This window comes from Myxococcales bacterium (assembly GCA_016717005.1).
Lineage (GTDB): Bacteria > Myxococcota_A > Polyangia > Haliangiales > Haliangiaceae > UBA2376.
Genome location: JADJUF010000039.1, coordinates 649,490 through 664,271 on the forward strand (window position 1 = coordinate 649,490; position 14,782 = coordinate 664,271).

At 77.4% G+C, this 14,782-nt stretch carries 11 protein-coding genes; 2 read left to right on the forward strand and 9 right to left on the reverse strand.

Annotated features, from left to right (window positions below; translation table 11 throughout):
• Positions 1–3: 3 nt before the first annotated feature.
• From IPL61_33735 to xth, 7 genes are all read right to left on the reverse strand, one after another.
• Positions 4–3,465 (reverse strand): protein kinase, encoded by a 3,462-nt coding sequence (locus IPL61_33735; GenBank protein ID MBK9036151.1) that lies wholly within the window; start codon positions 3,463–3,465, stop codon positions 4–6.
• A gap of 49 nt (positions 3,466–3,514) precedes the next feature.
• Complete coding sequence (locus IPL61_33740) at positions 3,515–6,283, reverse strand: hypothetical protein (protein ID MBK9036152.1); 2,769 nt, start codon at positions 6,281–6,283, stop codon at positions 3,515–3,517.
• The gene (locus IPL61_33745) at positions 6,280–8,028 is read right to left on the reverse strand and encodes a hypothetical protein (GenBank protein ID MBK9036153.1); all 1,749 of its coding nucleotides are present in this window, start codon (positions 8,026–8,028) and stop codon (positions 6,280–6,282) included. The genes IPL61_33740 and IPL61_33745 overlap by 4 nt, the downstream gene beginning before the upstream one ends.
• Positions 8,025–8,483 carry a hypothetical protein gene (locus tag IPL61_33750; protein MBK9036154.1) on the reverse strand — a complete coding sequence of 153 codons (459 nt, stop codon included), beginning with the start codon at positions 8,481–8,483 and terminating at the stop codon, positions 8,025–8,027. Before IPL61_33750 ends, IPL61_33745 begins: the two co-directional genes overlap by 4 nt.
• Complete coding sequence (locus IPL61_33755; GenBank protein MBK9036155.1) at positions 8,467–9,618, reverse strand: AAA family ATPase; 1,152 nt, start codon at positions 9,616–9,618, stop codon at positions 8,467–8,469. The genes IPL61_33750 and IPL61_33755 overlap by 17 nt, the downstream gene beginning before the upstream one ends.
• Before the next feature lie 35 nt (positions 9,619–9,653).
• Positions 9,654–9,794, reverse strand: a complete 141-nt coding sequence (locus IPL61_33760; GenBank protein MBK9036156.1) for a hypothetical protein — start codon at positions 9,792–9,794, stop codon at positions 9,654–9,656.
• 334 nt (positions 9,795–10,128) lie between these two features.
• Complete coding sequence (xth, locus tag IPL61_33765; protein ID MBK9036157.1) at positions 10,129–10,893, reverse strand: exodeoxyribonuclease III; 765 nt, start codon at positions 10,891–10,893, stop codon at positions 10,129–10,131.
• A gap of 46 nt (positions 10,894–10,939) precedes the next feature.
• Here xth and IPL61_33770 point away from each other — a divergent pair, with 46 nt between their 5' ends.
• A complete protein-coding gene (locus IPL61_33770) occupies positions 10,940–12,271 on the forward strand; it encodes a S1 family peptidase (protein ID MBK9036158.1) in 1,332 nt (443 codons plus the stop codon).
• Positions 12,272–12,302: 31 nt separating this feature from the next.
• Positions 12,303–13,628 (forward strand): exo-alpha-sialidase, encoded by a 1,326-nt coding sequence (locus tag IPL61_33775; protein MBK9036159.1) that lies wholly within the window; start codon positions 12,303–12,305, stop codon positions 13,626–13,628.
• 192 nt (positions 13,629–13,820) lie between these two features.
• Here the strand turns inward: IPL61_33775 and IPL61_33780 are convergent, their stop codons facing one another.
• Together IPL61_33780 and IPL61_33785 are read right to left on the reverse strand one after the other, a co-directional pair.
• A complete protein-coding gene (locus tag IPL61_33780) occupies positions 13,821–14,129 on the reverse strand; it encodes a polyhydroxyalkanoic acid system family protein (GenBank protein MBK9036160.1) in 309 nt (102 codons plus the stop codon).
• A gap of 105 nt (positions 14,130–14,234) precedes the next feature.
• The gene (locus IPL61_33785; protein MBK9036161.1) at positions 14,235–14,702 is read right to left on the reverse strand and encodes a histidine phosphatase family protein; all 468 of its coding nucleotides are present in this window, start codon (positions 14,700–14,702) and stop codon (positions 14,235–14,237) included.
• Between the last annotated feature and the right edge of the window lie 80 nt (positions 14,703–14,782).

The window sequence follows — 14,782 nt, forward strand, 5'->3', positions numbered from 1 at the left end:
CGGTCACGGCGCCGGGGGGCCGATCGCCGCGACGATCGCGGCGCGCAGCTCGGCCAGGGTCCGCGCGGCGCGGGTGCGGATCACGACCGCGGCGCCATCGACCGTCAGCACGCGCGCCGGCGCGCCCGCCAGCGCCAGCGGCGCGACGTGCTCGTCGACCGGCGCGCGGCGCACCGTCACCGCGTACGGCGCGGCGGCGGCGACGCGCTCGGCGTGCCGATCGCGCCAGGTCACCTCGATCGCGTCGGCGACCGGATCGATCGAGAGCGTGCGCACCGCGCCGCGGTGGCTGGTGAGCACGCGGCCGCTGGCGCCGTCGACCGCGCCGCCGCGCACGGACCAGGCCCGGACCGCGCCGTCGTCGCCGGCGCCGAGCACGAGCGCGCCGGTGGCCGAGAACGCGACCGCGCGGGTGTCGTCGGGCAACGGCCCCAGTTCGAGCGACGGCGCGGTCGGCGCCGCGACCTGCCAGATGCGGATCACCCGATCCTGCCCGCCCGACGCCACCAGCGCGCCGTCCGGCGAGAACGCCACCGCCTCGGTGCCGCCGGGGTGGCCGGCCCAGGTCGCGATCGTCGCGCCGTCGTCGGCGATCAGCTCGATCGGGCCGGCGGCGGTCGCGGCCGCGACCCGCGCGCCGTCGGGCGCGACCGCCAGCGCGGTGATCGCCGCCGCGAGCGTGCGCCGCGGCCCCGGCGTCGCGCCCCACCACGCCAGCACGCCGTCGGTGCCCGCGCTGATCACCTGGTGATCGCGACCGAAGCCGACGCCGGTGGCGCGGGCGTCGAGGTGGCCGACCGCGCCGCCGCCGCCGCCGCGCAGCGCCCAGCGCCAGACCGTGCCGCCGCCGTCGATCGCGGCCACGGCGGTCGCGTCGGGGCTGCCGGCGACCTGCTCGATCGGGGCGGTCGGGCCCGCCAGCACCGTCGGCGGGATCGCGTCGAGGTCCCAGCGCCGGACGTCGCCGGCGCTGTCGGCGGCCCACAGCTCGCGGCCGCCGCGCGCGAACGCGAGCTGACGCACCCGCTGGCGGTGGCCCCGCAGCGCCAGCAGGCGCCCGCTGACCCGATCCCAGACCTGCACCTGTCCGTCCTCGCCGCCGGTGGCCAGGCGCCGGCCGTCGGCGCTGGCCGCGGTCGAGCGCACCTGCTGGCGCTGCGGGGCCAGCGCGCGCGCGCCGGCGTCGGTGACCTCGACCACGCGCCCGTCGAGGCCGCCGAGGATGGCGACGCTGCCGTCGGCGGCGAAGCTCGCGGTCTTGAGCGGCACGCCCGACGCGATCGTCGCCTCCGCCACCAGCGCCGCGCCGAGCACGCGCCAGCGGTGGACCGCGCCGTCGGAGCCGACCGCCGCCACCTGCGCGCCCATGGCCCAGACCGCGGACACCTGGCCCCCGGCGATCGTGATCGTCTGCGGCGGGCTCGGCTCGGCCAGCGACCAGCGCCAGACGCCGCCGTCGTTGTCGCCCGCCACGACGCTGGCGCTGTCGGCCGCGGTCGCCAGCGACTCGAGCCCGACCGTCGGCCCGCTCAGCGCCCGCCCGGCGCCGCCGGCCCGCGGCCAGGCCCACACCCCGCCGTGGTCGTCGCCGAACACCAGCCAGGCGCCGTCGGCGGACCACGACGCGAGCTGCACGTCGCCGGCCATGATCGACGACGCGACCACCGCGCCGGCGCGATCGATCACCTGCGCGACGCCGGCGTCGCCGCCCAGCGCGATCAGCGCGCCGTCGGGGGACGGGCGGGTCACGTGCACGCGCCCGGCCAGCTGCGCCAGCTCGACCGGCGTCGGGTCGTCGCCGCGCCACCAGCGCGCGCGGCCGTCGTAGCCGCCGGTGACGAAGCCGTCGTCGGTCGCCTCGACCCAGCGCAGCTCATCGTCCGAGGCGTGCCGCACCAGCCGGGCCACGCCGCTGCCGAGCGCGACGTCGGCGATCGCCCAGGCGGCGTCGGCGTCGACGCCGCGGTCGCCGAGGGTCGCCAGCCACCGCAGCGCCTCGGTCGGGTCGCGGGTCAGCGCGGCCGCCGCGCGGTCGAGCACGAGCTGGTTGGTGCGCTCCTCGAGCTGATCGCGCGCCGCGACCGCCCGGGCCCGGGCCTGCTCGGCGCCGCGCCGGGCCGCGCGCGCTTCGAGCCACAGCCGCGTCACCACCGCCGCGAACACCACCGCCGCGAGCGCGCCGCCGCCGAGCGCCGCGGCCACCGCCGGCCGGCGCCGCGCGAACCGTCGGGTCTGCTCGTACAGCCCGGGCGCGCGCACCGAGATCGTCGCGCCGGCCAGGTAGGCGCGGACGTCGTCGCCGAGCGCCGACGCCGACTGGTAGCGGTGGGCCGGGTCCTTGGCCAGCGCGTGCTCGACGATCGCCTGCAGATCGCCGCGCAGCCGCGGATCGCGGCGCCCGAGCGGCGCCGGCGGATCGTGGCAGATCGCGCGCGCGACGTCGGGCAGCGCCTTGCCGCGCACGTCGTACGGCAGCTCGTCGACCAGCACCTCGTAGAGGATCACGCCGAGCGTGTAGACGTCGGAGCGCGCGTCGACCTCGTCGGGGCGCAGCCGCGCCTGCTCGGGGCTCATGTACAGCGGCGTGCCGATCAGCTCGCCGGCCTGGGTGGCGCCGCCGCTGGCGCTGGTGCCGGTCGCGACCCGGGCGATGCCGAAATCGAGCACCGCGACCCGCCCGTCGCCGCGCACCATCACGTTCGACGGCTTGAGGTCGCGGTGGATCACGCCCTTGCAGTGGGCGTGGTGGACGGCGTCGCACACCTCGGCGAACAGCGCGACCCGCGCCGCCAGCCCCGGCGTCGCCTGGCGCAGGTGCACGTCGAGCGTGACCCCGTCGACCCGCTCCATGACGAAGTACGGGTGGCCGTCGGCGACGCCGGCCTCGAGCACCTTGGCCAGGCCGGGGTGATCGAGCCGCGCCATGATCTCGGCCTCGGCCCAGAACCGCGCGGTCGCCGAGGCCGAGGTCGCGTGCAGGAGCTTGATCGCGACCGGTCGGCGCGGCGCCTGCTGCTCGCCGGCCCAGACCGTGCCCATGCCGCCGCGGCCGAGCACCTCGATCAGGCGGAAGCCGTCGATCGCCGGCGGCGCCGCGCTCGCCCGCGGCCCGCGCTGGACCACCGAGCCCGGCGTCGGCGGCGCGTCGGCGCCGCTGATGGTCTCGCCGTCGACGTCGACGGCGGCCGCCACGGTCGGCGCGTCGGCCGCGGCGGCCGGGCGCCGCATCGGCCGCCCCGGGGCCGTCGCCAGCGGCGCCTGCGCGGTCGACGCCGACGCCGAGCGCGCGCCCACCGCCAGCAGCTCGGCGAGCTCGGCCGCGAGCTGCGGATCGGCCTGCGCGACCTCGGTCACCAGCGCCGCGCGCTCGGCGGGCGTGCGCGCCATGGCCTCGGCGAACAGCTCGGGCAGCCGCGAGCCCGGCGGCGACGCCGCGCCGCCCTGGTCCGGCTGGGGCCCTGCCATCGCGCGCGATCATGAGCGGCCCCGCGCCGCGTGTAAAGCGGCGCCGTCGTCACGCGCCGAGGCGCAGATCGGCCTTGATCGCGCCGGTGCGCAGGTCGAGCGCGATGACCCGGCCGCGATCGTCCGCGACCGTGGCGATCAGATCGTTCAACCGCACGCGCGCGTGCGTCGCGCCGCCGAGCTCGAGGGTCGCCACCGCCGCGCGCCGCGGCACGTAGACGATCGTCACGACGACGCCGGCCGGGCCGCGCTGCACGACCGCGGCGAAGCGCGCGTCGGTGACCAGCGCCAGCGCCGCCAGCGCCGGCAGCGCGACCGACCAGCCCATCCCGACCAGCGCGCAGCCGGGCGCCTGGGCCTGCGCGAGCACCTTCATCGGGGCGGTCGCGCTCACCGCCAGGGCGTCGCACGCGACCGGGCGGACGGCCACGATCGCCGGCGCCTGGCCCGGGCCCGCGTCGGGCAGCGGGCTGCGCTGGCGCAGCACGTTGCGATCGTAGAACCACGCCTCCGGCGCGTCGGGCCCCGTCACGACCGCCGCGAAGCGCGCGCCGTCGCGGGTGATCGCGCACGTCGACGCGCCGGTGTCGACGCCCCAGCTCGCGGTCCAGCGCGCGGCGGCGGTGTCGATCGCCAGCACCTCGCCGCCGCGCGACGTCAGCCAGGCGTCGCCGTCGTAGGTGTCGGCGCCGCCGTCGCAGATCGCGTCGCACCACCAGCGCCCGCGCCGCGTCGCCAGATCGAGCTGCGCGACCCGGAGGTAGCCGCCGCGCCGGACCAGCGCCAGCGCCCGGGCGCCGTGGTCGGCGACGACCAGCGCGGTCGCGGGCTGATCGAAGTGGGCCGCGACCGCGCCGCCGCGACCATACATGCGCACGCCCAGCTCACCCATCGCCACCAGCAGGCGCCCGCCCGGCAAGAGCGCCGCGTCGTGCGCGGGCACCGCCCCGGCGTCGGTCGCCATCCAGCGCCACACCGGCGGCGTCGCGCGATCGACCAGCGCCGGCGCGCGCGGGCCGACCCGCAGCGGCGGCAGATCGACGCGCAGCGCGTCGTCGTCGGCCACGCGCACCAGCCGCGGCAACAGCGCCGGCGCGTCACCGTCGACGCCGCGACCGACGTCGCGGGCCAGCGCCCGGACCGTGGCCCGCGCCAGGGTCGCGACCGCGGGCCCGGTCGGCGCGGCCAGCAGCGCCTCGGCGATCACCCGCCGCTCGCCGACCGCGGCGTCGTCGCGGTCGTCGAGGATCGCGACCACCGCCGGCGCGACCTCGGCGAACGAGGTCGGGACCAGCACGACCTTGGTCACCAGCAGCCGCGCGGCGACGGTGCCGCCGCCGGCGAGCCCGCGCTCGATCCAGGTCAGCACCAGCGCCCGGGCCGCGGCGACCGGCGCGGCGACCGCGACCGCGACGCCGTAGTCGCCGCACGACGCCAGGTGATCGGCCCAGGTCAGGCGCAGCGTGTCGGCGCCGGGCTCGCCGGCGCGCTCGAGCCGCGCGACCGCGTCGGCCCAGGCCTGGTGCCGCCGCGCCGCGGCCACCGCCCGGTCGCGCTCGTCGGCCAGCCACCACAGCCGCACGATCAGCCCGGGCTCGAGCCCGTGGCCCTCGGCCAGCCGCGCCGCCAGCGCGAACCGACCGTGGCGCTCGAGCAGCGCCGCCGCGCCGGCGACGTCGCCCAGCAGATCGGCGAGCACGAACGCCGCCTCCTCGATCCGCTCGGCCCGGATCAGCCGCGCCAGCGCCGCGCGGTAGCGCTCGCGGATGGCGTCGGTGGCGCTCAGGCCGACCGGGATCGCGGTGTTGCCGTGCCGCGGCGCCAGCGACAGCTCGACGCCCGCGCGCGGCCGCGGCGGCAAGACGCCCAGTGACGCCGGCCCGTCGTCGCCGCCGCCGATCGGGATCGCGTGGCGCAGCGCCTCGTCGAGGTCGCCATGATCGAACAGCTCGAGCATGCGGCGCAGGTAGTCGGCGTGGCGGCGTCCGAGCGCGGCGCCCAGGCGGCTGCGCCACAACAGCTCGGCCAGGCGCGCGCGCTGGCGCGCCAGCCACGACGGCCTCGCCAGCGCGACGCTCGGCACCGACGCGCGCGCGCGCGCGCCACCGCCACCGCCACCGCCACCGCCACCGCCACCGCCACCGCCACCGCCCGCGCCGCCGTCACCGTCGCCGCCACGACCGGGGCGGGTCGCCAGGCGCTCGCCGATCCAGGCCATCAGGCGCTGCCACCGCGACGGCGCGGCGTCGGCCGCGGGCTCGTCCTCGGGCGCGTCGCCCGCGCGCAGCCTCGCCAGACCTGCGGCCGCCGCCGCGGCCGCCGCGGTCATCGGCGCGACGCCCAGCGCGGCGCGCACGTCGAGCGCCGCCGGCACGGGCACCCCGACGACGACCGGCGGCGCCGCCAGCGCCGTCGTGGCCACCAGCGCCGGCTCGCCGAGATCGATCCAGGCCGCGACGTCGAGCGCCGCGCCGTCGACGACCACCGCCACGCCGGCGCACGCCACCACCGCCGAACCGGCCGGCGCGTGCGCCCGCACCTGCGCGCGCTCGTCGGCGGTCAGCGGCGCCGCGACCGCGAGGCCGTCGTCGTCGACCAGCGGCGCGCCCGGCGCCAGCTCGGCCCGCACCCGCCGCGCCGGCAGCTCGGTCACGATCAGCAGCGCGTCGGCGCTCCGCACCCGCGCGCCGGGCGCCCACACCGCCAGCACGCGCCGTCGCGCCTCGGCGAGACCGACCACCGCCGCGTCGACGACGAACCCGGTCGCGACCACGCTGCCGCGGTGTGCGACCCGCCGCAGCCGCACCGGCGGCGTCACGCGGGCCTCCGCGGCCCCGGCACCAGGTGCATCAACACCGCGTCGTGCCGGGTCGAGCGCACGATCACCTCGCCGGACGGCGTCAGCCACGCCAGGTACGGAACGCTGGTCGCGACCACGACCTCGGCGATCGGCCCGGACGATCGCGGCACCGGCCGCCGGCCCTCGGGCCCCTGCCACTCGAGGTGATGGTCGTCGACGCGCACCAGCGCCGCGTCGGCGCCGCCCCCGACGATCTCGCCGTCGATGGCGAACGTGCGCGCGCCGCGACCGTCCGCGTGGATCGTGCAGCTCCGCCCCGCCGACGTCACCACCGGCCCCCACACCCCCACCGGCGCCGGGTCGTGCCCGAACCAGACCAGCGCGTCGGCGTCGGCGCGGGCCACCACCCGCTGACCGTCGCCGTCCCAGCGCCACACGTCGACCCGGTCGTCCTCGCGCGCCGCCCACAGCACCTGGCGCGCGAAGATCGCCGTGGCCACGACCCGACCCGCGCCGGTGTAGACGAACCGGCTCGGGATCGCACCGCGGCGCGAAGGTGCGTGCACGCCATCGATCGCCAGCAGCGCGCCGTCGTACTCGAGCACGAGCGCCGGCGGAGCGCCGCTCAGGGTCACGAGCCCGCACGCGCCGACCAGCGGCGGCGTCAGGCGCGCGGCCACCTGGAGCGGCACGGTCGCCGTGATCACCGTCGGCGCACGCGGCGAGCGGACCTCGATCGTGACCGATCCGCCGCGGCGTCCGACCACCGCGAGCACCGTGCGGTCCTCGACGCCGAGGGCGATCACGCGCCGGTCCGCCGGCACGTCCCAGGGCCGCGGCCGACCGATCTGGTCGCGCGGCGAGTTCGGGACCGGCCAGCACTCGACCCGGCCGTCGAGCTCGACCAGCAGCCGCCGCCCGCCCGCGGCGAACTGGATCCCGCGCGCGCGCCCGCCGAGGTACGCCACGCGGCCCACGCCCGCGCGGCCCGCGTCGCGCATGATCTGGGCGCAGACGGCCGCCGCCGGCAGCTCGAACCGCACGCGCCGCGGCGGCCCGCGGTGGTGGACCTCGACCTCGAGCGCGCGCTCGCCCGGCGCCAGCACGTCGCGCACGACCAGACAGCGCGCGCCGCGCCCGCGCGCCTCGGCCAGCTCGCCGCCGTCGCCGATCCACCACGGCTCGAGCTCGCCCGCGGCCGCCAGGGCCTCGCGCCACCCGGCCAGCGCGGCGTCGCCGCCGGGACGCACGGTCCGCGCGTCGAGCAGCCGCCGCACCGCGATCGCGTCGACGCCCTCGACCAACACGCGGTCCGGATCCTCGAGCACGCCCCACGCGAACGACGCGCCGGCCGCCGCCGCGCGCCGCGCCAGCACGACCAGCGCCGCGACGTGGGCCAGCCGCGGCGCGCCCAGCTGCGCCGGCCCGGCCGACACGATCGCGACGGTGCGCTGCGCGCCGCGGCTCCCGCGCCGCGCCAGCTCGTGGAACAGGTGCTCGCCGCTGGCCGCGCGCCGCAAGAACTCGTCGGGCGCCGCCTCCGCCAGCGCCCACTCGCTGGCGATCAGCCGCTCGTACGAGCCGCGCCGCGCCAGGCCGGTGAAGCCGTCGGGCTCGCCGACGTCGACCGCGCGCCGCTCGGCCATCGGCCCCACCGCCAGCGCCAGCCGGCCGACCCACGGCGCCAGCGCCAGCGCCAGCTCGGTCGGCAGCGCCGCCAGCTCGTCGGCCCACGCCGCCAGCGCCGCCGGCAGGGCGATCACGCGGCGACCTCGGCGGCCAGCCACGCCGTCAGCCGCGCGCGCTCGATCGCGCGCGCGCCGCCGCACGGCACCACCCGCAGCGGCGCCGGCGCCAGCGCCAGCGGCCACGCCACCGCCCGCCCGTCGAGCCACGCCGTCAGCGCGCGCACCAGCACCGGCGCCGGCACCGTCGGCGCCAGCGCGGTCGGCACCAGCAGCTCGGGCGCGGCCGGCGCGCGGCCGAGGTAGGTGACGCCCTCGACCCACGGCAGCGCCGCGCCGTCGCCGAGCACCACCAGCGCGCCGCGCGCGGCCACGGCGGTCAGCGCCGCGAGCGCCGCGTCGTCGAGCTGCGCCAGCCGCCGGCCCAGCGCCGCCGCGACCGCGCCGGTCGCGATCACCGCGCGCGGCGCCAGCGGCTCGGCCCGCGGCGCCCACGCGACCGGCACCCGCGCCGGCTCAGGCGTCGCCGCCATCGTCCGCGGCCCGGGCCTGCGCGAGCGCGGCGACGATCGCGCCGCGCGCCTCGGTCAGCTCGTCGGGCCGCGCCGCCGCGTCGAAGCCCGCGTCGATCTCGCGGACCACGCTCTCGAGCCGCAGCGCCCGCCCCGGCGCGTCGACCTCGTCGGCGAGCAGCGCCCGCGCCGCCGCGACCAGCCGGGCCGCGCGCGCCGGCGCCGCCATCGACGCCTCGGCCGCCGCCGCCCCGAGCGCGGCGCTGGCGCTGGCCTCGAGCAGCCCGCGCAGCGCGTCCCGGGCCTGGGCCTGGCCCTCGGCGGTCGGCACCGCGTACACGATCGGCCACAGATCGGCCGCGGTCGCGGCCGTGCGCCCGTCGAGCGCCGCCGCCGCCGCGATCAGGCGCTGCAGCTTGACGACCCGGCGATCGCTCAGCGCCACGCCGACGCCGCGCAGCGTCCGCACCGCCTCGGCCAGGCGCGGCCGCACCGCGCCCAGGTCGGCCGCGCGCGCCGCCGTCGCCAGCCGATCGAGCTCGGCGAGGCCCGCCGCCGCCGCCACCGCCGCCTGCTCGACCTGCCAGCCGCCCTCGAGCAGCTCCTCGAGCTGGGCGTCGCCGACCGGCGCCACGAAGCAGCGCAGGAGGAAGCGATCGGCGAACGCCGCCAGCGCCTCGTCGTCGGGCAGCTGGTTGGCCGCGCCGACGCACACGCGCAGCGGCACCGCGACCGCGGTCGCGCCGCGTCGGAACGTGCGCTCGTTGAGCAGGCTCAAGAGCGTGTTCAAGATCGCGGTCGAGCCCAGGAACACCTCGTCGAGGAACGCCACCTCGGCCTCGGGCAGCATCCCGGCGGTGTGGGTCTCGACCACGCCATCGCGCAGGCGCCGCAGATCGATCGGCCCCACCAGCTCGCTGGGCTCGGTGAACCGCCCCAGCAGGTACTCGAAGTACCGCCCGCCCAGCGCCCGCGCCACCTGGCGCACCGCCTGGCTCTTGGCGGTGCCCGGCGGCCCGAGCACCAGCAAGTGCTCGCCCGCCACCGCGGCCAGCGCGACGAGGTCGACCAGCACGTGCCGATCGACCAGCCCGTGCGCCGCACGATCGAGCGCGGTCCGGACCGCCCGCGCCGCTGTCCCGAGGTCGGTGCTCACCCGCCCGACTGTACGCTACGGCGACGCGGCGCGGCTCAGGCCTGCGCCATCGCCCGGGCGAGCACGTTCACGACGGCGGCGTCGACCGCCTCGCGCGTGCACCCCTGCCGCTCGAGGCGGCGCTGGAGCGACTCGACGATCGACCACAGGCTGAGGGGGGCGCTGCGCTTCTTCATGGGATCTCCTGACGCGTGACGGCGACGGTCGATCTGGGAACCAGAGCCGCACGGCGCCTATTCCAGTCAGACACGCGCGCGCGCGCAGGGTTGCACGCCGACGACGCCGGCCGCAGCGTCGGTAATCCGGCTCACGCGCGCGGGGCACGACGCGGCGCGCGCCACCCGCTCACGTCAGCGTCGCGATGACCGGCGCGTGACCTGACGCGGCGCGCGCCACCCGCTCACGTCAGCGTCGCGATGACCGGCGCGTGACCTGACGCGGCGCGCACCACCCGCTCACGTCAGCGTCGCGATGACCGGCGCGTGACCTGACGCGGCGCGCACCACCCGCTCACGTCAGCGTCGCGATGACCGGCGCGTGATCCGACGCGTCCTTGCCCTTGCGGGCCTCGCGGTCGATCGTGCACGCGCTGACCCGGGCCGCCACCGTCGGGTCGGCGAGGAAGTGGTCGATGCGCAGGCCCTGATCCTTGAAGAACGACACGCCGCGGTAGTCCCACCACGAGTACGCGCGCAGGTCGGGGTGCTGCGCCCGGAACACGTCCACCAGGCCCCAGTCGAGCAGCGCCCGGAGGCCGGCCCGCTCGGGCTCGCTGCAGAGCACGTCGCCGGCCCACCGCGCCGGATCGTGGACGTCGCGATCGTCGGGCGCGATGTTCCAGTCGCCGCCCAGCACCAGCGGCCGCGCGCGGTCGTGGCGATCGAGCCAGCGCCGCAGCCCCGCCAGCCACGCCAGCTTGTAGCTGTACTTGTCGGTGCCGACCGCCTGGCCGTTGGGCACGTAGACCGACGCCACGCGGACGCCGTCGACGGTCGCGGCGATCAGCCGGGCCTGCTCGTCGAGCTCGACCTCGCCCAGCCCGGTGGCGACGTCGGTGATCGCGCCGCGCGCCGCGATCGCGACGCCGTTGTAGGACTTCTGCCCATGGATCGCGACGTGGTAGCCGAGGTCGGTGAACAGCGCGGTCGGGAAGTCGGCGTCCTCGACCTTGGTCTCCTGCAGGCAGACGCAGTCGGGGCGGTTGGCCTCGAGCCAGGCGGTGAGCCGCGCGGCCCGGGCCCGGATCGAGTTGACGTTCCATGTGACGAGGCGCATCACCGGCACGCTACCAGGACCGGGGCGGCTCGGGCATAGTCGGGCGATGCGCCCGATCGTCTTCGCTGTGGCCGCCGCCGCGGCCGCGTGTACCGCCGTGCCTGAGACCGGCACCTCGGCCGCGCCGGTGGTCGGCGCCGACCTCGACCTCGACGATCCCGGCGTCGTCGCGCTCGTGACCTCGAGCGGCCGGGTGTTCTGCACCGGCACGCTGGTGTCGCCGATGACCGTGCTGACGGCGGCGCACTGCATCGCCGAGGCCAACGGCGATCCCGCGGTCGCGGCGTTTTTCGGCAACGACACCGGCGCCCCCGGCGCCCGCATCGGCGTCGACGGCTACCAGACCCACCCCGGCTGGACCGGCGACCTGTCGGGCGGCCACGACCTCGCGGTCCTGCGGCTCGTGGTCCCGCAGCCGCTGGCGCTGGTCAAGCCGATGAACACCACCGATCTGGCGGCGTACGTCGGCGCCGACTACCGCGTCGTCGGCTTCGGCATCCACGATCGCGACACCCGCGAGCTCGACGGCAAGAAGCGGGTCGGGCACATGCGGATCGCGCGGCTCGACGGCGACTACCTCGAGGCCGAGGACGTCGATCCCGACCAGGCCACCGCGATCTGCCAGGGCGACTCGGGCGGGCCCGGGTTCATCACCGTCGACGGCGTCGAGGTGCTCGCCGGCACTCACTCGTACTCGATCGTCGGCTGCTTCAACCCCAGCGGCGACGCCCGGCCCGATCTGTACATGACGACGTTCATCCAGCCGTACATCGACGCCAACGATCTCACCTGCCGCGCCGACGGGCAGTGCGTGCGCCTGGGCTGCTCGAACGACCCCGACTGCCTGCCGTGCGGTCCCGACGGCACCTGCGCGACCGACTGCCCGCTGCCCGATCCCGACTGCCCCACCAGCGCGCTCGGCGAGATCTGCCGGGCCGACACCCAGTGCATGACCGGCGTGTGCGTCGCCTGGCCCGGCGATCCCCACTCGCGGTTCTGCTCGCAGCCGTGCGCGGGCCCGGCCGACTGCCCCGTGACCGGCATGACCTGCGCCGACGTCGCCGGCGAGGGCCTGATCTGCACCTACGCGGGCGAGCCGCCCGGCGCGCTCGGCCAGGCCTGCGCCGCGCCGACCGAGTGCTCGGCCTACGTCTGCGCCGACGGGCTGTGCACGTACCCGTGCGACGTGCCGCGCGGGCTCACGTGCCCGACCAGCTACACCTGCGGCAGCCGCGACATGGGCGCGAGCTACAACTGCTTCCCCGACGACACCGGCGGCGGCGACGACGGCGGCTGCTGCTCGTCATCGGGCGGCCCCGGCTCGCTCGCCGCCGGCGCGACCGTCCTCGGCCTGCTCCGCCGCCGACGTCGGCGCTGACGCCTCCGCGGTTCTCGGGTATCGTTGGGCCGTGCGTCGCTCGTCGCTCGTCGCCCTCGCGCTCGTCGCCAGCTTCGGCGCGGCGCGCGCCAACGGCCGGTTCCCGTCGTCGGTGTCGATCAACTTCCGGCCCGGCGACACCAGCGACCTGTACCTGGGCACCACGTTCGGGTTCCTGATCAGCCACGACGACGGCCACTTCCGCTGGCTGTGCGAGAAGAACATCGGCTACGAGGGCACGTTCGATCCCAAGTACCGGATCGGCGCCGACGGCACGATCTACGCCACGACCTTCAACGGGCTGCGGGTCAGCCGCGACGGCGGCTGCTCGTTCGCCACCGCCACCGCCGATCGGCCCGCGACCGACCCCGGCTACATCGCCAACATCTGGGTCGACGCCGTCGACGTCGCCAGCAACGGCGACGTCTGGGTCGCGACCGCCGAGTCGGCCCGCGAGAACAACGTCTACCGCTCGACCGACGGCGCGCGCACGTTCACGCCGACCGACAACCGGTCGATGCAGATCTGGTGGCGCAGCATCGCCACCGCCCCCAGCCGGCCCGCCCGCGTCTACGTCTCGGGCTACCAGGTGACCCAGGTCGCCGACGACGGCGGCACCACCTCGCCGGCCGTGCACCTGCGCACCTCCGACGACGCCGGCGCCACCTGGACCGAGCTGCCGATCACCGCGTTCGCGCTCGGCGGCAGCCCGCTGATCCTGATCGAAGCGGTGTCGGCGACCGATCCCGACCTGCTGTTCGTGCGGTCGGTGCGGGCCGACACCCCGGCCATCGACAAGCTCTACCGCTCGACCGACGGCGGCCAGTCGTTCGCCGAGGTGCTGACCACCACCGACGCCATCCGCGGCGTGGTCATCCGCGCCAGCGGCGAGGTCCTGGTCGCGACCCAGATGGGCGGCGTCTTCCGGTCGCCCGACCTCGGCCAGACGTTCGCGGCCGTGCCGTCGCCGCCCCAGGCCGCGTGCCTCGGCGATCGCGCCGATCAGCTGTTCGCGTGCGGCGCCAACTGGGACCCAGACCTGTTCTCGCTCGGGCGCTCGCCCGACGGCACCGCGTGGACGAAGGTGTTCCGGTTCGTCGAGATGGTCGGCCCGCTCGAGTGCCCGGCCGGCACCATGCAGCACGATCAGTGCGAGGCGCTCGAGTGGCCGGCGATCCGCGAGCAGTTCGGCATCCGGCCGCCGGTCGACGCCGGCGTCGACGCGCCGGGGCCGCGCCCGCCCGGGGACGGCGGCTGCTGTCAGGCCTCAGACGCCGCGGCGCCGGCCCTGATCATCGGTGGCGCCGTGGCCGCGATCTTGCTCCGGCGGCGCCGGCGACGCGCCTGCTGCCAGTAGCCGCTGCGAGCGGCGTTGCTACCAGCGAGGCGGCGCCAGCGAGGCGGCGCCAGCGAGCCGGGGCGCCAGCGAGGCGGCGGCAGTGAGCCGGTGGGCCAGCAAGGCGGTGCCAGCGAGCCGATGCCACCCCGGCGCCAGCGAGGCGGCGCCAGCGAGCCGGGGCGCCGGTCAGCGCCAGTGCCCCCGGCGGGGTTACTGCGCGCGCGGCAGGTCGGAGATGGTGACCTTGGGATCGAGGTAGGCCTTGAGCTTGCCCTCGATGTACGCGATCGCCTTCTTGCGCCACAGGAACCCCGGATCCTCACCGCGGAACTCGACCGCGCTGGGCCCGACCGACATGACGCCGTCGATCTTCACGACGAGGTACTTGCCGGCGAAGCGCGCGCGATCGCCGTCCCAGGTGACCTTGATGCCGTGGCGGTTGTGGAGGTACTCGCCCAGGACCTCGAGGCGTGCGCGCGCGTCCCCGACGGGCAACGCGTGCTGGTAGTTGATCTCCATGCGACGAATGTAGCAAGGCGACGACGACCGTCAGCAGGAGATCGCGCGAAACCGTGCGCCTACATCGGAGGCGCGTAGCCCGCTACGCACCCTCGGAAAAATCGTTCACGGGGCGCGCGGCGCGTCGTCGTCGTGGGCGAACCGCCAGCGCACGACCTGGCCATCGATCCGCACCGCGCAGGCCTTGGTCAGCGGCGCGAAGTCGGGATCGCCGGTCAGGCGCACGCCCAGCGCCGAGATGCTGGGCTCGTGGCCAAACAGGATCACGGCGCTGTCGGCGTCGATCGCGGCCAGGGCCGCGACCACGTCGGCGACGCGGCCCTCGGGCGCCAGCGCCGGGACGCTGTCGATCGGGCCGGTCCACTCGATCGCGGCGGCGACCAGCTCGGCGGTCATGACCGCGCGGGTCAGCGGGCTGGTCCACACCGCGGTCGGCGTGCAGTCGTGCCAGCGCAGGCGCTGACCGAGCGCGCGCGCGTGATCGCGGCCGGCCGCGCTGAGCGGCCGCGCGTGGTCGGGCAGATCGCGGCGCTCCTCGATCGCGTGGGCGTGGCGGACCAGGAAGACGATCACCCAGCGAGGGTGGCGGGCCCGCCGGTCCCCTGTCAACCGCTCGGCTACCCGGCCGGCTACCGCGGATTCTTGAGTTGCCG

Coding starts and splice junctions, on each gene's coding strand:
- IPL61_33770 (MBK9036158.1), top strand. CDS start 10,940: ATGCGCCCGATCGTCTTCGCTGTGGCCGCCGCCGCGGCCGCGTGTACC.
- IPL61_33735 (MBK9036151.1), bottom strand. CDS start 3,465: ATGGCAGGGCCCCAGCCGGACCAGGGCGGCGCGGCGTCGCCGCCGGGC.
- xth (MBK9036157.1), bottom strand. CDS start 10,893: ATGCGCCTCGTCACATGGAACGTCAACTCGATCCGGGCCCGGGCCGCG.
- IPL61_33780 (MBK9036160.1), bottom strand. CDS start 14,129: ATGGAGATCAACTACCAGCACGCGTTGCCCGTCGGGGACGCGCGCGCA.
- IPL61_33760 (MBK9036156.1), bottom strand. CDS start 9,794: ATGAAGAAGCGCAGCGCCCCCCTCAGCCTGTGGTCGATCGTCGAGTCG.
- IPL61_33750 (MBK9036154.1), bottom strand. CDS start 8,483: ATGGCGGCGACGCCTGAGCCGGCGCGGGTGCCGGTCGCGTGGGCGCCG.